Genomic DNA, 20,182 nt, shown 5'->3' on the forward strand with positions numbered 1-20,182 from the left:
AAAGACGTCGAAGTTACCACGGCGGCGCAATGCCTGCAGCGCAGCTAAAATGCGGCTACCCCGCCGAGTTCGGCACAGCTCCATTCAACCCTCAAGCGATGAATCCGGAAAAACTTGAATTGCTGGTCACCCGCGTGATGCCCTATGGAAAATATAAAGGCCGCCTGATCGCGGATTTACCGGGACACTACCTCAACTGGTTTGCGAGCCAAGGTTTTCCACCCGGCGAAATCGGCCAATTGCTGGCGCTCATGCACGAGATCGATCACAACGGACTGAAATCGTTAATCGAACCGCTACGAAAACGTTAAACAGGAGGGCGAAGAACAGATAAGCCCGCGGCAAGCGGGTTCAGGCTTTCAGTTTTCCAAAATCGGTCGACAATCGCATCACTAAATCAATACAAAGTGAAAGCTGTCGAACGGGTTATTTCTCGTGTAAAAAAATCTAACTTTTTGTCGCTTGACCGGTGTGAGTCCATCGGTTGTAATCGGCAGCACTTGATCTGCTTCTCTCTGTTTCGCTCCGCTGATCTCGTATGCCTCTATGAACAATCCCAGTCTCATTCATCTGCTCGAATACATCGGTCACGACATGTCGCCCGTCTGGGCTGTCATCGCGTTCTTCGTGTTCGGCTATGTTATCGTGGGCCTGCCGCTGCACTTCCGCCAGGGGCCCGCCTCGCGCGACGTCTGGGGTACGGCCGCCGGCGTGACAATGGCCGCCGTGTATGCCGCTTTCCTTGTGTGCGTGTATCCGCTGTTGCAACATTCGCTGCATCTGCTGCCGCCCATCAGCATGACTCACTGAACGCCGCCGCGAGCGCGGCAAACGCCTCGCTCGCCGCACTCCGGTAAGCCCCGCTGCGCCGCAGAAGTACCGCCGTGCGGCGCGGCAACGCGGGTTTCAACGCGACCGGATGCAAGCCCTCGTGCTCGCGCGCGATCGCATCGGGCAACACGGTGGCGAGCTGTCCGCGCCGCACGATCTCCACCACCGCACTGAGCGAATTCACCTCGATCGCCACGCGCGGCGCGATGCGCTGTTGCCGGCAGTACAGATCGATGTAGCGACGCGTCGCAAACTCTCCGCTCAACAGCACCAATGACTCCCGCTCCATGTCCCGCACCGCCAATGGCGCCGTCTGCGCCGCGCAGCGATGGGCCGCGCCGACTACGAGGCTAAGCGTCTCGACGAACAGCACCTCGCTTTCGATATCCGGCGAACGGATCTCGTCGAAAGCAATGCCGATGTCGAGCAGGTCGGCGGCCAGCGCCGCTTCGATGCGGTCCTGGGTGGTCTCCTCGAGATTCACCGTGACGCCCGGATAGCGTTCGTTGAAACGCGCCAGCAACGGGCCGATCAGATACGCCGTAAACGTGGGCGTGACGGCCAGCCGCAGCGTGCCGCGGCTCAGGTCCTGCACGTCGTCGATCGCGCGCCGGCCGGCATCGAGATCCTGCAACGCGCGCCGGGCGTGGCGCAGATACGCCTCGCCCGCATCGGTGACGCGCACCGTGCGGCCCGAACGGTCGAGCAGTTGCACGTGCAGCAGGTCCTCGAGCTGCCGGATCTGCTGCGACAGCGTGGGCTGCGAGACGTGCAGCGCCTCGGCCGCGCGCGTGAAGTTCTGGTGTTCCGCGACCGCCTGCAGATAGCGGATATGGCGTAGCAGCATAAAGACCCAACTATAGGTATGGCTTATTGGATCCATCATAATCCGGTCTTGGACCCTATAGCTAAACAGGTTCATCCTTTCGTTATCGCTGTGTGCCCGGAGAGACGCTCATGCAGAACATCATCAATGGCTTTCTGAAGTTTCAGCGGGAAGTCTTCCCCGCCCACTCTGCGCTGTTCAAGCGCCTCGCCAACAGCCAGAACCCCGGCGTGCTGTTCGTCACCTGCTCGGACAGCCGCGTGGTGCCGGAACTGCTGACGCAACACGAACCCGGCGACATGTTCGTGATCCGCAACGCCGGCAATATCGTGCCGTCCTATGGACCGGAACCGGGCGGCGTCTCGGCGACCGTCGAATATGCGGTCGCGGTGCTGGGCGTCACGGATATCGTCATCTGCGGGCATTCGGACTGCGGCGCGATGACGGCCATCTCGACCTGCATGTGCCTCGATCATCTGCCCGCGGTGGCGGCGTGGCTGCGGCACGCCGATTCGGCCAAGGCCGTGAACGCCGCCCGCCAGCATGCCTCGCCGCAGGCACGGCTCAATGCGCTGGTGCGCGACAACGTCGAAGCGCAGCTCGCCAACATCAAGACGCATCCGTCGGTGGCGGTGGCCCTCTCGCAGGGCAAGCTGAACCTGCACGGCTGGGTCTACGACATCGAAAACGGCGCCGTCGACGCCATCGACGGCAGCGCGACCCCGCCGCGTTTCGTTTCGCTGGCGGCACATCCGGATGCGTGCGCGCTGCGGACCCATGTCGACAAGCCGGCCGGCGGCGCTCAGGTGACTCAGGACACGTAGAGCACGCGGACCGGCTAGCACGACCGCAACGTTGGACACCCGTTTGGACACCCTTCCACGCAACCCACGAAAGGACTCACCATGCAAAGCCAAGTAAGCCAGGCTGCCCGCCTGCAACTGACCGACGCCATCATCGACGCGAAGCTGCGCAACAACCTGTCCTGGGAGGCGCTCGCCGAGGGCACCGGCCTGAGCCTCGCCTACGTGACCGCGGCCCTGCTCGGGCAACATGCGCTGCCTGCCGAGGCAGCCGAACGGGTCGGCAAGCGGCTCGAGCTCGACGCCGACGCGATCCGTCTGTTGCAGGCCGTGCCGATGCGCGGCAGCCTCGCCGAGCCGGTGCCGACCGATCCGACCGTCTACCGTTTCTACGAGATCGTGCAGGTCTACGGCACGACGCTGAAAGCGCTCGTGCACGAGCAGTTCGGCGACGGCATCATCAGCGCGGTCAACTTCAAGCTGGACATCAAGAAGGTGGACGATCCCGAGGGCGGCTCGCGGGCGGTTATCACGCTCGACGGCAAGTTCCTGCCTTACAAGCCGTTCTAACCCGCGACGGCCTGCGTCTCTATCTTTGTCTGTACATGGCCGCCGACGCGGCCATGGCATTGCCTCCGACCTCTCTGGTCACCTCCCCTCGCCGTCCCCGCCGGGCGCGCCGCTCCGTACAAACCCGAAGTTGAGTCAGGCTCATACCTGAGATCAAAAAACATCAATTCTTCGGCAACGGCAACGAACAGCACAATCACGCTACACCGTCGATTGCGCAGCGTATTTCGATCGCGCGGCCACGATCAACTAGAAAAACATTCAGACAATATTTGGAGACAGTCATGCAATTCAGACACCTTCGCGCGGCATGCCTGAGCGTCGCCTTACTCGTAACCGGCACGGCCCACGCGGCCGACACCTGGTGCGGCGCGGGCAAGACCGTGCACTTCGCCGGCATCACGTGGGAGAGCGGTGCGTTCGCCACCGAAGTGCTGCGGCAGATTCTGGAGAAAGGCTACGGCTGCAAGACCGACGAGGTGCCAGGCAGCACCGCCGCCACCGAAACCGCGCTCGCGCACAACGACGTGCAGGTCTGGGCCGAACAATGGACCGGCCGCAGCGAGATCACCGCTAAGGCCGTGGCTGCGGGTAACGTCAAGCTGGTCGGCGATACGCTGCCGGGCGGCACCAAGGAAGGCTGGTTCGTGCCGGACTACGTCGTCAAGGGCGACCCCTCGCGCGGTATCAAGCCGTCGGCGCCGGGCCTTGTGGCCGTGAGCGATCTGCCGAAGTACAAGGATGTCTTCACGGACGACGAGGAACCCGGCAAGGGCCGCTTTCTCAACTGCCCGAGCGGCTGGGATTGCGAACGCGTCAACACGCGTCTCCTGAAGGTACTCAAGCTCGACGATTCGTACACGAACTTCCGCCCCGGCACGGGCGCCGCGCTCGATGCGGCGATTGCGTCGGCTTATACGCGCGGCAAACCGATCCTGTTCTACTACTGGGGCCCGGCTGCGCTGATGGCCAAGTACAAGCTCACCGAACTGAAGATGCCGCCGTACAACGCCGATTGCTGGAAGACGCTGCGTGACGAGAGCAGCACGTCGCAGTGCGCGTCGTCATACATGGTCTCGCATGTGACGGTGGGCGTCTCGACGCCCTTCTACAACGACGATCCGCAGTTGATGGAACTGTTCACCAAGGTCAAGTTCCCGATGGACTTCCTGAACGAAACCATCCTCGACATGAGCGTGAAGAAGGTCGACGGCAGCACCATGGCTACGCAATTCCTGCGCACGCATCCGGAGATGTGGAAGCAGTGGGTGCCCGCCGACGTCGCGTCGAAGATCCAGGCCTCGCTCGCAGGCGCCTGATCTGCGACGACGTCGCGACGCTTTGGGCTTGGGCTGAACGGATGGCGTTTGACGCCGTCCGTTCAGGCGCATCGGAGGTTTGATCATGCATTCGTTTTTCCTGCACCTGTCGATTGCCGACTGGGTCAACGACGCGGTCCAGTCGTTCGTCACCCAGTACGGCGACAGCTTTCATAACTTCAGCATCGCGCTGCTGCGCTATCTGCTGGTGCCGCTCGAAGGCGCGCTGCGTGCGACGCCGCCGTGGCTGATCCTGCTTGTGGTAGGTGCGATTACGTGGAATGCGACGCGGCGGCTCGGTATCGCCGGCTTCTTCGTCCTGCTGCTTTACGCGATCGGCTGCTTCGGCCTGTGGGACAAGCTGATGGAGACGCTCGCGCTGATGCTGGTGGCCACCGTGCTCTCCGTCGCGCTCGGCGTGCCGCTCGGCATCTTCACCTCGCGCAGCGCATGGCTGCGGCGCATCCTGCTGCCGGTACTCGACATCATGCAGACGCTGCCGAGCTTCGTGTACCTGATCCCCGTGCTGATGCTGTTCGGCCTCGGCAAGGTGCCCGCGATTCTCGCCACCATCATCTATGCGCTGCCGCCGCTGATCCGTCTGACCGATCTCGGCATCCGTCATGTGGATGCAGACGTGGTCGAAGCCGCGCGCGCATTCGGCACGACGCGCTGGCAGTTGCTGGTCAACGTGCAGTTGCCGCTCGCGCGCCCCAGCATCATGGCCGGCATCAACCAGACCACGATGATGGCGCTGTCGATGGTGGTGATCGCCTCGATGATCGGCGCACGTGGGCTCGGTGAGGATGTGCTGGCGGGGATTCAGACGCTCGATGTCGGCAAGGGCACGCAGGCGGGCATTGCGATCGTGATCCTGGCGATTGTGATCGACCGGATCAGCCAGGGGTATGGGCAGGATCGTCGTACGCGGCGTCTGCTGGCGTTGCGCAGGAAGGCGAAAGCGGTGTCGCGCGTGCCGTACAAGGTCGCGGCTACCGAAGCCGGGGCGGATGAGGCCAACGGCGAGGCTCACGCCGCTCAGGGCGGGCTTGAAACCCGTGCGGCGAAGTAGTCACCTGGAAAGCTGAAAAGTGTGCGAGAAAGCGCTCAGGAGAATGACATGGCAGCGATAGAAGTCAGACACGTCTACAAGCTGTTCGGCCCCGAGACCGGGCATGCACGCGTGCTCGACCTGCTCAAAAGCGGCAAGGGCAAGGCCGACGTGCTCGCGCAAACCGGCTGCAACGTCGGACTGAACGACGTGAGCCTGAACATCGGTTCGGGCGAGATTTACGTGATCATGGGCCTCTCGGGCTCCGGCAAGTCCACGCTCGTGCGCCACTTCAACCGGCTGATCGAGCCGACCGCGGGCGAAATCGTGATCGACGGTTCGGACGTCATCAGGCTGAACCCGCAGGGCCTGCGCGAACTGCGCCGCTACAAGGTCAGCATGGTGTTCCAGAACTTCGGACTGCTGCCGCACCAGACCGTGCTCGACAACACCGCGTATGCGCTGCGCACGCGCGGCGAAGGCAAGGCCGAAGCGAACGAGAAGGCGCGCACGTGGCTCGGCAAGGTGGGTCTGAACGGCTACGGCGAGCACTATCCGGACGAGCTGTCCGGCGGCATGCGCCAGCGCGTGGGCCTCGCCCGCGCGCTCGCCGCCGATACCGACGTGCTGCTGATGGACGAAGCGTTTTCCGCGCTCGATCCGCTGATCCGCACGGAAATGCAGGATCAGTTGCTGCAGTTGCAGGCGACGCTGAACAAGACCATCGTGTTCATCACGCACGATCTGGATGAGGCGCTGCGCATCGGCAACCGCATCGCGATCCTGAGAGACGGGACGCTGGTGCAGGAAGGCACGCCGGACGAGATTCTCACGCGTCCCGCCGACGATTATGTGCGGCGTTTCGTGGAGCGGCGCGCGGGCGTGCATTGAAGCGAGCGCTGCCACCCAAGGGCGCGCCAGCACACTCCACGACGCGGACGGTCGCACCGCAGGACCCGCGCGGCGAGCAACGCGCGCATGTGCGCCCGTGCGCCCTCACCGCGACCCAGTCCTCCTACCAGCCCGCCGCCTTCGGCAAATGCCAGCCGAACACGACGGCCATCATCCGCAACGCGAAGCACGCCACCCCGCCCACCACCGCGGCCCAGCCGGGCGGCACGCCGGCGCGGCGCGCGACGATCACCACCAACGCGCCAAAAAAGGCCGCCGTCGCGTAGATATCGGCGCGTAGCACCAGCGGCACGCGCGCCAGCAGAATGTCGCGGATCACCCCGCCGCCGACCCCGGTCACCGTCCCCATCAGCATCGCGACAAACGGACGGATCTCGAAGAGAAGCGCTTTCTCCACGCCGGCCACGGCGAAGAGCGCAAGACCCGCGGCATCGACCACCGTGACCAGCAGGTCCGGAACCGGCTGGGCCAGCGAGTGAAACAGGAAGGTCAGCAGGCCCGCTGCGAACGTCAGGGCGGGATAACGCCAGTCGCGGATCGCGCTCGGCGGCGTGGCGCCCAGCAGCAGGTCGCGAATCACGCCGCCGCCGAGCGCGGCGACGAACGATACGACCATCACCCCTAGCAGATCGAGCCCGCCGCGCATCGCGCTGACCGCCCCTTCGACCGCGAAGACGAACGTGCCGGCCATATCGGCCGCCCAGATGACGGCCTCGACGTTTGGCCTGGTTTTGCTGATGGACAGTGTTGGCATCGGCCCGTTACCTCTCCCCTCGTTTGAGTTGTCGAAAGGTATAGCGGAAACGGGACGAAGGGGGAAACTTTTTGTGCGGGCGTAGAAGGCCGGCAGCAGCGCCTGACGTCCTCGCGCAACCTAGTTGCGAGGACGCGCGCGCAACGCCCGTTGCATGGGCTTATCCAGCAGCCCGCTTGCGTTCAGCCTCCAGCAACGCCGGACCCAGCCCGTCGTACAGCGGCTGAATCAGCTCCGCAGCCGGGCGCCAGCGTTCCAGCGACGTGCGAAACAGCGGCTTGCGCACCTGCGATGCGCTGGCGGTATTGACCTGGCGTTCGGTCTGATGGAAGGCGAGACAGCGCTCGTCCCAGTCGAGCCCGCAGTGCGCCAGCATGCGGCGAACGTTGCCCTCGAGATCGTCGACGAGGTCTTCGTACTGCACCTCGATCATCACGCCTTCGGGCAGCGCCTCGCGCCAGTGCGTCATCAACGCATCGTACGCACGGTAATAGCGGCCCAGTTCGCCGAGGTCGTAGCCGAACGGGACGTCCTGGAAAATCCGCGAAAAAATCGACAGGCAGATTTCCACCGGCGAGCGTCGGCTATGGATAAAGCGCGCATTCGGCAACGCAAGGTGGATCAGGCCGACGTTGATGAAGTTGAACGGATACTTGTCGGTAATGCGCAGGTAGCGCGCCGCATCCGGCACCTCGATGCCGATCCGGCGCACGTAGTCGGCGCCGAGCGGGGCCAGTTGCGCCGCGGTGGCGTGATGCATCGCATCGAAGTTGAGCTTGCTCTGGTCGGCCTCGCTGCGCGCGAGGGCCGCCACCAACGCCTTGCCGAAATCCGGCCGCTCGCCGGCGCCGAAAACCTGCGGATGGCTCGCCAGAATCTGCTCGATCAGCGTCGACCCGGAACGCGGCATCCCGACAATGAACACCGGCGACGCGGAAGGATCGCCCAGCCCGCGCTTGTCCTTCAACACGTCCGCGTTCAGTAACCCGGGCATATGGCCGAACAGGTCCAGCGTCATCGCTTCGTTGTAGCCGACGCTGCGCCGATGCAGCGCATTGCCCTTGAGCAGATGCTCGAACGAGCGATCGTTCTGGCCGAGATCGGCCAGCGCGTGCCCCATGGCGAAATGCAACTGGGCCTGATTGTCCGGCGTCATCGCATCGGCATGCTGCGCCAGTTTTTGCAGCGAGACGAAACAGGGATCGTCGAGCGTCATGCGCTTCGACTGAACGAAATTGCGGTAGTACACCATGCTCTGCGGCGCAATCTCGATGGCGCGACGGTAGGCCTCGTGCGCCTCGTCGAAACGTCCAAGCGATTGCAGGCAGTTCGCCATGTTGTTGTACGAGCCGTCGACGAGCTTGCCCAGTTGCACCGCTCGCCGGTAGCTCGCCACCGCCTCGTCCAGCCGGTGCATCTGCTCGAGGATCCAGCCGAGGTTGTGATGGATATCCGCGTTGTTGGGATCGAGCGCCTCCGCTTGCCGGTAGCGCTCCAGTGCCTCCGGAAAACGCTCCATTCTGACGAGCGTCGAGCCGAGGTTGTTGTAGACGCCGGGGTCGGCGGGACGCGCGAGGCGAACCTTTTCAAAACAGGCGAGCGCGGTCTCGAACTCGCCGCGTTCGGCGCAGGCGTTGCCGCGGGCGAACCAGTCGTCCGCTGTTGCCGGCTGTGTATCGTGCGTCATGGACGGCCAGAAATCGTGACTAAAAAAGCTGAAAGAGGCTGCGTACGGCACGTATGAGCCGGACGCGGTAATCGTTCATGCCGAACTTAACAGGAACGCGCCGCAACTTGATTTCAAAATTTCACGAACCGTTACATTTGAGAAGGCTACGTAAGGAATCGCAGACTCGCGGTTTCGCGAGCCGTGCGACGGCAAGCGAAAGTGCTAGCATGAATTGAGTAACCCGACGGAGACGGCCATGTCGAAGTCATTGAGTCCGGAAGCCATCGAGGCGTTGCGACGTCTGAACGACGTCGGCGTCGGCCAGCTTGCGCCGCCGCTTTCTGCCACCATCACTGCGGAGCTGCTCGAACAGGGGCTCGCCGCGGAGGCAGCGGGAGGCGATGTCGAGATCACCTGCAACGGCCGGCAGTATTTGTCTGGCGATTGCGACTGACGCGGCGACGCGAGTCGAGCGAGGATGAGGAGCGTGAGAAGTTCGCTCGCGGGGAAGGTGTGTGCCTTGCGTAGTGGAGCGTCTCACCGTTCACCGGGTGGCGGGGCACAAGGAGACAGGCAAACCTACGCCCCGTCGGATAAGCGAAAACGCCGAAGCGTGCGGGCAATGGCCCGGACACTCCGGCGTTTTCAGCGGACGTTCGTGACGAACGCCCGGCACAGGCTCGCTTAGTTCGCTTGCGAAGCGGCGACCGGCTGGCGGTTACCCGATTGCGACGACGGTGCGTTCACGCCACCGTATGCGTTAGCATCGGCATTGGCGCGTTCAGCTGCAACCGTCTGTGCGTTCTGGCCTTGTTGCGACGCAGGTGCGCCAACAGCCGGACGATAGAACGGTGCCGGGCCGTAGCCGCTAGCAAAAGCGGGAGCGGCGAGCGTAGCGGAAGCGGCAACCAACAGGGCGGCAAGAAGCGTGTTCTTCATGATGACTCCAATAAGCGTTTCGGACTTCGGTTCAGGAAGACGTCGCAACAGTGACCGAGCCGGTTTGTCTGCAACGCTGATGGAATCAGTGTATTCCCTTACTATCAAGAATTTGTATCGATAATCCGAAATTACTTTTCTCCTGCCTGAAACAATCGGTAAGGGGCTTTTCTGGCGCGGGAAACAATGGGGTCAAGGCCGTTTAAATAGGCCATGGGGGCGTTTTTCTTCCGGCCCTACTTTGATTTGTCATAGGCCGGCGACTCTGCCGGTTTCCGGCTTCCAGCGCCGGCCGTAAGCCGCCCCGCCCGCTTGCGGTAAAATCGCGGTTTGATTCATGCCGCCGGCCGTCCCTCATGTCCCTCGCTCTTCCCGCCAATCCCCGTCGCGTCTCGGTTGCCCCGATGATGGACTGGACCGATCGTCACTGCCGGTCGCTGCATCGCATGCTGTCGCGCCACACGTGGCTCTATACGGAGATGGTGACCACCGGCGCGCTGCTGCATGGCGATGTGCCCCGGCATCTGGCGTTCACGCCGGAGGAAGCGCCGGTCGCGTTGCAACTGGGCGGCAGCGAACCCGACGACCTCGCCCGCTCGGCCAAACTCGGCGAACAGTGGGGCTACGACGAAATCAACCTGAATTGCGGCTGCCCGTCGGAGCGCGTGCAGCGCGGTGCATTCGGTGCGTGCCTGATGAACGAACCGCAGCTCGTCGCCGATTGCGTCAAGGCGATGCGCGATGCCGTATCGGTGCCGGTGACCGTGAAGCATCGGATCGGCGTCGATGCGGTAGAGGAATATGGCTTCGTGCGCGACTTCGTCGGCACGATTGCGGACGCGGGTTGCGAAGTGTTCATCGTGCATGCGCGCAATGCGATTCTGAAAGGCCTGAGCCCGAAAGAGAATCGCGAGATCCCGCCGCTCAAGTACGACTTCGCCTATCAGTTAAAGCGCGATTTTCCGCAACTCGAGATCATCATTAACGGCGGCATCAAGACCCTCGACGAGGTCGAACTGCATTTGCAGCACGTCGACGGCGTGATGTTGGGTCGCGAGGCTTATCACAACCCTTATGTGCTGGCCGACGTCGATGCGCGCTTTTATGGCTCGACGCAGGCTGCGCTGACGCGCGAGCAGGTCGAAGCGAAGCTGATCGAATACTGTGCGGCCGAACTTGCGCGCGGCACGTTCCTCGGCTCCATTACGCGTCATGCGCTGGGGCTGTATCGCGGCGTAGCCGGTGCGCGTGGATGGCGGCGCGTGCTCTCCGACAACAAGAAACTGGCGGCGCGCGATCTCGCCATTTTCGACGAAGCAAGACAGCATCTGCGTGAGCCCGCCGAAATCTTTGAATAAAGGGCTAGGCAAACGCAAATCATGTTTGTATAATCTCGCTTCTTGATCGGCAAGCCAGTTCATGGCAAGCCAAGCAGATGTTCCAGTGGTGGCTGTAGCTCAGTTGGTAGAGTCCAGGATTGTGATTCCTGTCGTCGTGGGTTCGAGTCCCATCAGCCACCCCACTTTCCTCAAGCAGTTCTGCAGTAACTCCCCTTCTCGATTATTTGCGCTTTAAAGCGTGGACTTCGCTATCGCTCTGCGCTCAGCATTAAGCTCGTCATCGCATCGCGGCGGCATATAGCTGCGACAGCGTGAGCGACTTTCTCCACGACGATCGCAAAAGCGAAGACGGCGATCCCCGCCGTCCCCACCTCAGCCCCTCATCCTAATTGTTGTGCTGGTCATGATTATCGTGGCCGCCACCTCCTCCGCCATGTTCTTGCGGAGCACCTCCATGCTGTTGCTGGGGCGCGCCACGCTCTTGAGGCGCTGGGCCGCCATGCTGCTGCGGAGGCGCGCCATGCTCTTGAGGCGCCGGTCCCCCATGCTGCTGCGGCGGACCACCATGCTCTTGCGGTGCTGGACCACCATGCTGCACCGGCGGACCACCCCGTCCCGGAGGCTGAGCAGCACGCTCCTCAGGCGGACGGCCTCCTCCTGGCGGAGGACCACCCACGCCTGGAGGCGGACCACCATGTCCCGGCGGGGGACCGCCATGTTCCGGCGGAGGGCCACCATGCCCCGGAGGCGGACCACCGCGTCCAGGCGGCGGCGGTGGATGATGCGCCCAGTGTTCCTGGTTGTTATACCAGGGCCGTCCGCGGTAATAGCTGCCCCAATACGCACCGATTGAAAACGTGACGACAGGCAGTCCGATCACCGTACCGTAGTTCAGGATCGGCACGTTATTGCCCTGATACGGGTAGCTGAGATTGCCCGCGTAGACCCAGCCACGCAAATCCGGCAACGCCACATCGCACCACGTGTAACCACTGACACAGCCCATCACGGTAACCGGCACACCGCCCGGCAACTGGGACACAGCGGGATAATCGTCCGCCGGGCCCGCGTACAGATTCACCGGACTATTGGTGTACGCCTGAGTCTGCGCGAACGCCACGCCTGGTAACGTCAACAGACCGGCAGCGCCGGCAAGCAATCCACTTATCATGCGTTTTCGCATTGTTCCTCCCGTGTGGTTCATTCATCTTCACGTCCTGCATGCTGCGAACGCTGCCCTTGATAGGCCTATCTGCCAGGCAGCAATTACTGTTCCCGAGGCGAACGGCAACGTAAGAAGAACGCTTATCAAGCGCCCAAAACGCAACCCATTCAATCAGGATTCCTTTTTATATGCCGGCAGCGCGCACGCCTTTCCTCCGCTTCACCGAACCGGTATCAAGGCACCCTCCTTCACCCCGCGCCGGGCAATCCGCGCAAAGAAATTCCACCCTCCAACCAGACCCAGGGTTAGATGCCGTAAGGCATGTAAGTAGCCCTGAAACCTGATTCGAGGTCAACCGCTCTACACTGGGACCTCCTCTTCCCTGAGAGGATTTTGTCTCTCATCACTCTTTATGGCCCACTTCCCCTGGTGGGCCTTTTTTTATCGCCGATGGATCCGAGCGCCCCCGCAGCACGTGCCGCGCAGTCACGCCAATCCGCTCGCAAGCCGGCGCCTGTCCTACAATAGCGGGCTAAACGATACGGTATGAGGATGCAATAATGCAGTTAAGAATTCGAACACTCGCGCTGACTTTGCTTACAGCGTGTTTCACGCTCAACGCGAGCGCCGAGATGACCGCCGAGCAATACAAGCAGTGGAACCACGTCGACAACAATTCGATCTACGCGGCCTACATCACCGGCGCGCTCAACGAGCTGGGATGGGCCAACGGCGACCTGATATCGAAGAAACGCAAGCCCCTCTTCTGTCCACCCGAAAAGCTGCCCATCGGCCCGCAGACGGTGTACCCGCTGCTCGACGAATTCTTCACCAACCACCCCGGCCTGTCCGACGATTTCCCGGTCGGTCTCGCGATCCTGCGCTCGCTGCAGGCTGCGTTTCCGTGTCCGACCAAGTAGCGTCTGCGCTAACGCGCGGCTTCGAATCGATTCACGTGGAGTAAGCGGCGCTTGCGTGTTGCGCAAGGCTTCGGGCGCGCGTCGTCAGGACGCACGCGGCAGGGTCGCGAAACATGGAAGAGAAGCGAATTTTCCGCTCGGGTTGCGGTCTACCAGGGAACGGAGCGCCTGACGGTGGCCGCAGGCGGCTTCATGTGGCCGAAAACCGCCAGACCAGACCAGGGAGGAGCGGATGAAACCGAACAAACCTGCAATGCTCGCAGCGCTTTGCGCGCTTGCGGCATTCACGGTCGCGGCGGGACCGGTACTCGCGCAGACACCGCCAGTGGACAGCGGCGCCTCAATGGTGAGGCCGCCCGAGGCGGCCGGTACGGAGAATCCGGCGAATCCGGATCATATGCCGGTCAAGCGGCCGCCCAAACCGACGCACGACAAGATGACGCACACGCCGCCCGCCAGCGCAGCCGAAGCGAAATAACGCAACGGCGGCGTTATCGGCTAACGGCGGCTGGCAGCAGCTAGCGCAGACAGGCAGGCAGGCAGCGGCAAGCACAGCCCCATGCGCTTAGAGGCGCGCGATCGACACCTCCGTCGACTTCACCAGCGCGACCACTTCCGAGCCGACCTTGAGATCGAGCTCGTCGACCGAACGCGTCGTGATCACCGACGTGACGATGCCGAACGGCGTATCGACGTCGACTTCGGACACCACCGGTCCGCGGATAATTTCCTTGACCTTGCCTTTGAACTGATTACGTACGTTGATTGCGGAAATGCTCATTTCGAGTGACTCCAGTGAATCGATAAAAAACGGTCAGGCAAGGGACTGTCAGACAGCCCAACGGACTTCGGTCGGCCGCACGAGGCGGTCGTCGCGATGCGCATCAGCGGCGCGATACGGGAGACCGTCGTCGTTCGGCGAGGTCTTCAGCACACGCTGCAACACATGGTCTTCAAGCGCGGCAAACCCTGCCGAAGCGCGCGCGCGGGGTCGGTCGAGCGGCACCGGTTGATCGAGCGCAATGCGCCCTTCTTCGATCAACAGAATCCGGTCGCCCAGTGCGACCGCTTCATGCACGTCGTGCGTGACGAGCAGCGCGGTGAAACGATGTTCGCGCCACAAGCGTTCGATCAGCGCATGCATTTCGATGCGCGTGAGTGCGTCGAGCGCGCCGAGCGGCTCGTCGAGCAGCAGCAGTTGCGGCCGGTGCACCAGCGCACGCGCCAGCGCCACACGTTGACGCTGGCCGCCGGACAATTGCGCGGGCCAATCGTTGGCGCGTTCGAGCAGGCCAACCTCGGCGAGCACCGCACGCGCATCCTCGCGAGCGCCGCGGCCGAGACCCAGCATCACGTTGTGCAAGACGCTCTTCCACGGCAACAGGCGCGCGTCCTGAAACATGATGCGCGTATCGAGCGGCTGCCCCTGCTCGCCGCGCTTTTCGAGCACGCCGGCGGTCGGCTTCTCGAGCCCGGCGACGAGCCGCAGCAAGGTGGATTTGCCGCAACCGCTACGGCCGACGATCGCCACGAAACTGCCGCGCTCGATCGACAGGTCGAAATCCGTCAGCACCGTGCGCTCGCCATACTGCTTGCCGACGCCACGCAACTCGACCGCGTGGTCCGCGCTGCGCGACGCGTCCCGCGTCAGCGGACCGGCCCCTGCAGCAGCGCGTGAAAAATCGACAACGCCCGAAGAACCATCGTCGCGTTCCAGGCTTGCGGCCTCGTCGGCATCGTGATCGCGAGTGCGTGGTTGCGCCAGTTCCGCTTCGAGATCGCCGCCCGCGATGCCGCCGAAACTCGTCGACAAGGTCGTCGCGCTCATGCTTTCGCTCCCCGTTGATAAGCCGGATGCCAGCGCAGCGTGACGCGCTCCAGCGTTTTCGCCAGCACATCCGCGAGCTTGCCGAGTCCGGCATACAGCAGGATGCCGACCACCACCACATCGGTTTGCAGGAACTCGCGCGCATTCATCGTCATGTAGCCAATCCCCGACTGCGCGGAGATCGTTTCCGCGACGATCAGCGTGACCCACATCAGGCCGAACGCAAAGCGCACGCCGACCAGAATCGACGGCAGCGCGCCCGGCAGGATCACGTCCCAATACAGCCGGAGACCTTTGACGCCATAGCTGCGCGCCATCTCGATCAGGTTCGCGTCGACCGAACGGATGCCGTGGAACGTATTCACGTAGATCGGGAAGAACACCCCGAGCGCGACGAGAAACACCTTCGCTTCCTCTTCGATGCCGAACCACAGGATCACGAGCGGGATCATCGCCAGCGCCGGAATATTGCGGACCATCTGCACGGTCGAATCGAGTGCGACTTCGATGGGCTTGAAGAGTCCCGTGGCCAGCCCGAGCGCCAGGCCGATGCTGCCGCCCACCGCGAAGCCCGACACCGCGCGCCACGTGCTGACCTTGACGTCGGCCCACATTTCGCCGGACTGGATCAGCGACCACGCCGCCTTCACCACCGCAATGGGCTCCGGCAACACGCGCGTCGAGAGGACGCCGCTGCGCGCGGCAAACTCCCACGCGAGCAGGATCACAAGCGGCGCAATCCACGGCGCCACATGTCCGCCGAGACGCCGTACCGCACTTTCACTTCCACTGGATCGAGCCATGATCGCTTACTCCACTTCTTATCCATACAGAGGCTGCGCTCGCCTGCCTGAACCGCAGCCCCGGACCTCGCCGGCCACGCCTAGCTCTGGCTGACCTTCGGCAAATAGTTGTTCCCGACGATCTCGCCGAACGGCCCCGACAGCGGCCCGCTCGCGCTCGCGCGCTTGCGGTTCGGCAGCAGCGGAAACACCAGTTCGGCAAAGCGGTACGACTCTTCCAGATGCGGGTAGCCCGACAGGATGAACGTATCGATCCCGAGGTCCGCGTATTCCTTCATGCGTGCAGCGACCTGTTCAGGATTGCCGACGATTGCCGTACCCGCGCCGCCGCGCACGAGGCCGACGCCGGCCCATACGTTCGGATACACCTCGAGATCCTCACGGCTGCCGCGCTTGCCGCCGTGCAACGCGGCCATGCGGCGCTGCCCTTCCGAATCCATCTTGGCGAACGAGGCCTGCGCGCGGGCGATGGTCTCGTCGTCGAGCTTGCTGATCAGCTTGTCGGCGGCGGCCCACGCTTCCTCTTCCGTCTCGCGGACGATGACGTGAAAGCGAATCCCGAACTTGATCTCGCGGCCATGCGCTGCGGCGCGGGCGCGGATGTCGGCGATCTTCTTCGCGACCGCTTCGGGCGGCTCGCCCCAGGTCAGGTACGTGTCGATGTGCTCGCCGGCCATCTCGTGCGCGGCCGGCGACGAACCGCCGAACCACAGCGGCGGATGCGGGTCCTGCACCGGCGGATACAGCACCTTGCCGCCCTTCGAGGTGAGATGCTTGCCTTCGAAATCGATCGCGTCGTTCGTGTGCGCGGCCGTCAGCAGTTGACGCCAGATGTACAGGAATTCGTCGGTGATTTCGTAGCGCGTATCGTGACTGACGAACACGCCGTCGCCTTCGAGCTCGGCCGCGTCGCCGCCCGTCACCACGTTGATCAGCAGACGCCCGCCCGACAGGCGGTCGAAGGTCGACGCCATGCGTGCCGCGAGACCCGGCGAGGTAATGCCCGGGCGAATGGCGACGAGAAACTTCAGGCGCCGGGTGGCCGCGATCAGGCTCGAGGCGACAACCCATGCGTCTTCGCAGGAGCGGCCGGTCGGCAGCAGAACGCCCTCGTAGCCGAGCGTATCGGCGGCGACGGCGATCTGCTGGAAATAGTCGTAATCGGCTGCGCGTGCGCCTTGGGACGTACCGAGATACCGGCTGTCGCCGTGAGTCGGGATGAACCAGAACACATTCATTTGCTGCTCCTGCTTGTTCGAGACTGGATTAATAAAGGCGGGATGGGCCGGCGCGCGCACACCATGGCGGCGCGGCCACGCCGGGCCGGCGACGCGGCCTCAGTCAACCGGCACGGCCATACCGCAAGACAGATCGGAAAAGCGTTGATTCAGGACTCCCGCGCTCGCCAGCCCGCGGACGAGCCGGCGGCGAACGCTGCGCTGACCGTTGGACCGGCAGCCGGGCAGGCTCACGGGCGTCGCTGGCCGCGCGGCTAGCGGCCGCGCCGACAGCGCGGCGGTGCCGTAGGGGGAACAGCGGAGACCGGCTTCAGAAAGGACATCGCGACAGCTTCCCTTGACGAAACGTGCGCCTTCCCGGCGCGCGGTAAGTGGACGACGGCGGCAATGCCGTCTACATGGAGAAACAGTCTATGGATCGGACCCAGGCTTTTGAACGATTTTTTTTAGCTTAGGTTTTCCACTTTCGTGATTAGCCCGACGCTTAAGCATACAGACGGCACCCTGAAACCCGCCGCTGCGTCTATATAATGACGCGTCTTTCGATAATCCGGCCCGGGCCGCGCGGTCGCCGCCAACCGGGCCCTTGGCGCTGCACCGCATGCAAAAAATCATCCTGCCGTTCGTATCCGGCTTTCTGGCTTCACTGTTTTTCCACGAATCGACCCTCGCGCTGCTGCACGCCGCGGGGCTGATCGACACAGCAGGTTTTTCGACTGCGCCGTTCCTGCCGCTGGGACTGCCGGAATTCATCGCGAATGCCGTGTGGAGCGCCGTGTGGGCGGTGTTGATGGCATGGCTGTTGCGCGTCGCGCCCGAGCGCCGCGCGCCGTGGATTCAGGCGTTTGTGTTCGGCGGCATCGCGCTGACGGCGGCGAGCGTGTTCGTGGTCGATCCGCTGCGCGGCATCTGGCCGAGCGGCAACATGCTGCCGCGCCTCGCCGAGGGCTTCGCCGCCAACGCCATGTGGGGCTGGGGCGCGCTGGTGTTCATGCGCGCGTTCATGGCGTTCGACGATGAGGAATGAGGGACGCTGAGTTGCGGTCTCGCGGAACCCGCCTATCCTGCGCCTGATCCCGACGCATCGTCCCTGCGTTTGATGCTCTAGCCCTGCAGATCGGCCAGCGGGTGCTCCGCCGCCGGCCACGGGCTCTCGAACATCTCCGCCACATCGTCGGCGCGGACTTCTTCGATGCGGGCGAAGCGCCAGCGCGGCGCGTTGTCCTTGTCGATGATGCGGGCGCGGATGCCTTCCACCACATCGCCATGCGCGAAGCTCGTGCGCGTCAGGTCCAGGTCGCGGCGCAGACAATCCGCCATCGCGCCCTCCGCGCGCGTCACCACCTCCAGCGACACCGCCATCGACAGCGGCGAACGTTCGCGCAGCACGCCGACGACCTGCTCGGCCCACTCGGCCTCTTCGCAGCCGCTCACCGCCTCGAGCGACGCCAGGATCTGCGCCACGTCCGGCAGCGCAAAATGCCGGTCGATAAAGGCTCGCGTGTCCGCCAGCGGCGAGGTATCGGGCGTCGGCACGACCTTGTGCGCCACCGTTTCGCGCTCGACGCATGCCACCACGTCCACGCCGCGCTCGAATACTTCGCTACGCAAGGTGTCGACGAGCGCGGGCAACGCCGTGTCGTCGATATAGGCGTCAGCGAGACCGGCGTACAGCGCGTCGGCCGGGCCAATGGTCTCGCCGGTCACGGCCAGATAGCGGCCGAGCGCGCCCGGCGTGCGCGCCAGAAACCAGCCGGCGCCGACGTCGGGAAAGAGTCCGATACGCGTCTCCGGCATGGCCATGCGGGTCGAGCCGGTCACCACCCGCAAGCCGCCCGTGCGATGCGCGCCTTGCGAAATCCCCATGCCGCCGCCCATCACCACGCCGTTCATCAAGGCGATATAGGGCTTCGGGTAAGTGAAGATGGCGTGATTGAGACGGTATTCCTCGATAAAGAAGGTGTCGCGCGCCGCCTCGTCGCCGCGCTGAAACGACTCGTACAGAAAGCGGATATCGCCGCCCGCGCAGAACGCGCGCGGATGCTGGCTGCGCACCACCACCGCCAGCACATCGGGATCCTCGCGCCAGGCGTCGAGCGCGGCATGCATCCCGCGGATCATGCCCGTCGAGAGCGCATTCAGCGCTTTCGGGCGCTCCAGTTCGATAAAGCCGATGCGGTTGGCAATGTAGGTCGTGACTTCGTCGCTGACGGCGGATGCTTCAGGAGTGGACATGGCGTAGCAGGTGGAAAGGCGTGTTCGGATGGAAGGCTGAACGTTATCACGCGTCGACGGCTTTCGGCTTCGCGGCCGGACGGCGTGCGCGCGTGGATCGGGCTGCGGCCGGCGGCGCCGCGGCGGCGGCCGCAGCCGGCTGTTCGCGTACGCCGAACCAGGCGTCCAGCGCGGCGTCGATAACCGTGTCGAGCGGTGAAGTCGGAAACACCGGACAGGTCAGATTGAGCGCCACGATTCCATGCATCGTGGCCCACAACGCCTCGGCCCAGACCGCGCCGTCCGCCGATGCCGGCAGGCGCCCCGCCGCTTTCAGCTCGTCGAGCGCGCCCACCATCAGGCGCATCGCCGCGTCGCTGGAATCGTCGGAGGCCGCGGGGTTGATGAGCTGGGCGTCGGCCTGGGGAGCAGCCTGGGGGGCGGCCTGGGGGGCGGCCGGATTGCCCGCCGGTTTATTCGCCCGCTCGTTCGCCGCGCCGGCGGACGCCTTCTCCGCTTCGCTCGCGCCGCCCAGCGCCGCGCCCAGGTAGGTCGGATCTTCCATGAAGATCAGCCGGTACGTCTGCGGATGCGCCACGCCGAACGCCACGTAGGCACGGGCCAGCGCCTTCAGCCGCTCGGCGGGATCGGCAATCTGCGCGAGCGGCTCAAAACCGGCAAGCAACTGCGCATAGCCCTGCGCGCACAGCGCACGCGCAATCTCGTCGCGGCTAGCAAAGTACAGGTATAGCGTAGCGGGTGAGTATTCGATGGCGTCGGCGATCTTGCGCATCGACAGCGCCGCGAACCCTTCGCGTATGACGATGCGCCGCGCCGCCTCGAGGATGCGGTCGCGCAACGCCTGCTTCTCGCGAGTCTTTCGTTCATTGATTCCCATGCCACGCATTTTCCGGTTGACAAACTGAAAAGTCAAATTAAACTGAACACCGTTCACTGAACGATGTTCATAAAAATTCATCCAGTTATTTGGCGGCACATC

General features: G+C 63.7%; 23 protein-coding genes and 1 tRNA gene. 13 read left to right on the plus strand and 11 right to left on the minus strand.

What is annotated here, in order from left to right; genetic code table 11:
• Positions 1-98: 98 nt before the first annotated feature.
• Together P3T42_RS03260 and P3T42_RS03265 are read left to right on the plus strand one after the other, a co-directional pair.
• Positions 99-311, plus strand: a complete 213-nt coding sequence (locus P3T42_RS03260; protein WP_074301589.1) for a DUF3820 family protein — start codon at positions 99-101, stop codon at positions 309-311.
• A gap of 235 nt (positions 312-546) precedes the next feature.
• A complete protein-coding gene (locus tag P3T42_RS03265; RefSeq protein WP_074298390.1) occupies positions 547-810 on the plus strand; it encodes a hypothetical protein in 264 nt (87 codons plus the stop codon).
• Here P3T42_RS03265 and cynR read toward each other — a convergent pair.
• The gene (gene cynR, locus P3T42_RS03270) at positions 794-1,678 is read right to left on the minus strand and encodes a transcriptional regulator CynR (protein WP_429305256.1); all 885 of its coding nucleotides are present in this window, start codon (positions 1,676-1,678) and stop codon (positions 794-796) included. The two genes, P3T42_RS03265 and cynR, sit on opposite strands and share 17 nt — an antisense overlap.
• Before the next feature lie 110 nt (positions 1,679-1,788).
• Between cynR and P3T42_RS03275 the strand changes: the two genes are divergently transcribed.
• The 5 genes from P3T42_RS03275 (at position 1,789) to P3T42_RS03295 (ending at position 6,291) form a co-directional block, all read left to right on the plus strand.
• Complete coding sequence (locus P3T42_RS03275; protein ID WP_429305157.1) at positions 1,789-2,481, plus strand: carbonic anhydrase; 693 nt, start codon at positions 1,789-1,791, stop codon at positions 2,479-2,481.
• A gap of 81 nt (positions 2,482-2,562) precedes the next feature.
• Entirely contained in the window at positions 2,563-3,030 is a 468-nt protein-coding gene (gene cynS / locus P3T42_RS03280; protein ID WP_074298385.1) for a cyanase, read from the plus strand.
• A gap of 284 nt (positions 3,031-3,314) precedes the next feature.
• The gene (locus tag P3T42_RS03285) at positions 3,315-4,349 is read left to right on the plus strand and encodes an ABC transporter substrate-binding protein (RefSeq protein ID WP_074298383.1); all 1,035 of its coding nucleotides are present in this window, start codon (positions 3,315-3,317) and stop codon (positions 4,347-4,349) included.
• Between the two features lie 85 nt (positions 4,350-4,434).
• Entirely contained in the window at positions 4,435-5,421 is a 987-nt protein-coding gene (locus P3T42_RS03290; RefSeq protein WP_429305158.1) for an ABC transporter permease, read from the plus strand.
• A 48-nt stretch (positions 5,422-5,469) separates the two neighbouring features.
• Positions 5,470-6,291, plus strand: coding sequence for a quaternary amine ABC transporter ATP-binding protein (locus P3T42_RS03295; protein ID WP_429305159.1), 822 nt, complete (start codon positions 5,470-5,472; stop codon positions 6,289-6,291).
• A gap of 124 nt (positions 6,292-6,415) precedes the next feature.
• On the opposite strand, the gene P3T42_RS03300 is transcribed toward P3T42_RS03295, so the two are convergent.
• Positions 6,416-7,066, minus strand: coding sequence for a trimeric intracellular cation channel family protein (locus P3T42_RS03300; protein ID WP_074298378.1), 651 nt, complete (start codon positions 7,064-7,066; stop codon positions 6,416-6,418).
• Between the two features lie 160 nt (positions 7,067-7,226).
• Complete coding sequence (locus tag P3T42_RS03305) at positions 7,227-8,753, minus strand: tetratricopeptide repeat-containing sulfotransferase family protein (RefSeq protein WP_429305160.1); 1,527 nt, start codon at positions 8,751-8,753, stop codon at positions 7,227-7,229.
• Positions 8,754-8,991: 238 nt separating this feature from the next.
• On the opposite strand from P3T42_RS03305, the gene P3T42_RS03310 reads away from it, so the two are divergent.
• Positions 8,992-9,189, plus strand: a complete 198-nt coding sequence (locus P3T42_RS03310; RefSeq protein WP_074298374.1) for a hypothetical protein — start codon at positions 8,992-8,994, stop codon at positions 9,187-9,189.
• A 230-nt stretch (positions 9,190-9,419) separates the two neighbouring features.
• Here the strand turns inward: P3T42_RS03310 and P3T42_RS03315 are convergent, their stop codons facing one another.
• Positions 9,420-9,674, minus strand: coding sequence for a hypothetical protein (locus P3T42_RS03315; protein WP_074298372.1), 255 nt, complete (start codon positions 9,672-9,674; stop codon positions 9,420-9,422).
• A 356-nt stretch (positions 9,675-10,030) separates the two neighbouring features.
• Between P3T42_RS03315 and dusA the strand changes: the two genes are divergently transcribed.
• Positions 10,031-11,032, plus strand: a complete 1,002-nt coding sequence (gene dusA, locus P3T42_RS03320) for a tRNA dihydrouridine(20/20a) synthase DusA (RefSeq protein WP_429305161.1) — start codon at positions 10,031-10,033, stop codon at positions 11,030-11,032.
• 88 nt (positions 11,033-11,120) lie between these two features.
• Positions 11,121-11,196 (plus strand) — tRNA-His (locus P3T42_RS03325).
• A gap of 203 nt (positions 11,197-11,399) precedes the next feature.
• Here P3T42_RS03325 and P3T42_RS03330 read toward each other — a convergent pair.
• On the minus strand, positions 11,400-12,185 hold the full coding sequence (locus P3T42_RS03330) for an SH3 domain-containing protein (RefSeq protein WP_429305162.1): 786 nt from the start codon (positions 12,183-12,185) through the stop codon (positions 11,400-11,402).
• A 554-nt stretch (positions 12,186-12,739) separates the two neighbouring features.
• Here P3T42_RS03330 and P3T42_RS03335 point away from each other — a divergent pair.
• Together P3T42_RS03335 and P3T42_RS03340 are read left to right on the plus strand one after the other, a co-directional pair.
• On the plus strand, positions 12,740-13,099 hold the full coding sequence (locus P3T42_RS03335) for a hypothetical protein (RefSeq protein ID WP_074298348.1): 360 nt from the start codon (positions 12,740-12,742) through the stop codon (positions 13,097-13,099).
• A 232-nt stretch (positions 13,100-13,331) separates the two neighbouring features.
• A complete protein-coding gene (locus P3T42_RS03340) occupies positions 13,332-13,577 on the plus strand; it encodes a hypothetical protein (protein WP_429305163.1) in 246 nt (81 codons plus the stop codon).
• 87 nt (positions 13,578-13,664) lie between these two features.
• Here the strand turns inward: P3T42_RS03340 and P3T42_RS03345 are convergent, their stop codons facing one another.
• The 4 genes from P3T42_RS03345 to ssuD all read right to left on the minus strand — a co-directional run bounded on the left by P3T42_RS03345 (position 13,665) and on the right by ssuD (position 16,968).
• The gene (locus P3T42_RS03345; protein WP_011488137.1) at positions 13,665-13,880 is read right to left on the minus strand and encodes a TOBE domain-containing protein; all 216 of its coding nucleotides are present in this window, start codon (positions 13,878-13,880) and stop codon (positions 13,665-13,667) included.
• Between the two features lie 48 nt (positions 13,881-13,928).
• Entirely contained in the window at positions 13,929-14,927 is a 999-nt protein-coding gene (locus tag P3T42_RS03350) for an ATP-binding cassette domain-containing protein (protein ID WP_074298344.1), read from the minus strand.
• Complete coding sequence (ssuC, locus tag P3T42_RS03355) at positions 14,924-15,730, minus strand: aliphatic sulfonate ABC transporter permease SsuC (protein WP_429305164.1); 807 nt, start codon at positions 15,728-15,730, stop codon at positions 14,924-14,926. The genes P3T42_RS03350 and ssuC overlap by 4 nt, the downstream gene beginning before the upstream one ends.
• An 80-nt stretch (positions 15,731-15,810) precedes the next feature.
• Complete coding sequence (gene ssuD, locus P3T42_RS03360) at positions 15,811-16,968, minus strand: FMNH2-dependent alkanesulfonate monooxygenase (RefSeq protein WP_074298340.1); 1,158 nt, start codon at positions 16,966-16,968, stop codon at positions 15,811-15,813.
• 601 nt (positions 16,969-17,569) lie between these two features.
• Between ssuD and P3T42_RS03365 the strand changes: the two genes are divergently transcribed.
• Positions 17,570-17,995 carry a hypothetical protein gene (locus P3T42_RS03365; protein WP_429305165.1) on the plus strand — a complete coding sequence of 142 codons (426 nt, stop codon included), beginning with the start codon at positions 17,570-17,572 and terminating at the stop codon, positions 17,993-17,995.
• 77 nt (positions 17,996-18,072) lie between these two features.
• On the opposite strand, the gene P3T42_RS03370 is transcribed toward P3T42_RS03365, so the two are convergent.
• Both P3T42_RS03370 and P3T42_RS03375 read right to left on the minus strand, forming a co-directional pair.
• Complete coding sequence (locus tag P3T42_RS03370; protein WP_429305166.1) at positions 18,073-19,203, minus strand: enoyl-CoA hydratase/isomerase family protein; 1,131 nt, start codon at positions 19,201-19,203, stop codon at positions 18,073-18,075.
• A gap of 46 nt (positions 19,204-19,249) precedes the next feature.
• Positions 19,250-20,080, minus strand: coding sequence for a TetR/AcrR family transcriptional regulator (locus P3T42_RS03375; RefSeq protein ID WP_429305167.1), 831 nt, complete (start codon positions 20,078-20,080; stop codon positions 19,250-19,252).
• Positions 20,081-20,182: the final 102 nt, after the last annotated feature.

This window comes from Paraburkholderia sp. GAS38, assembly GCF_050434965.1.
In the GTDB taxonomy this organism is placed as follows: Bacteria; Pseudomonadota; Gammaproteobacteria; order Burkholderiales; family Burkholderiaceae; genus Paraburkholderia; species Paraburkholderia phenazinium_A.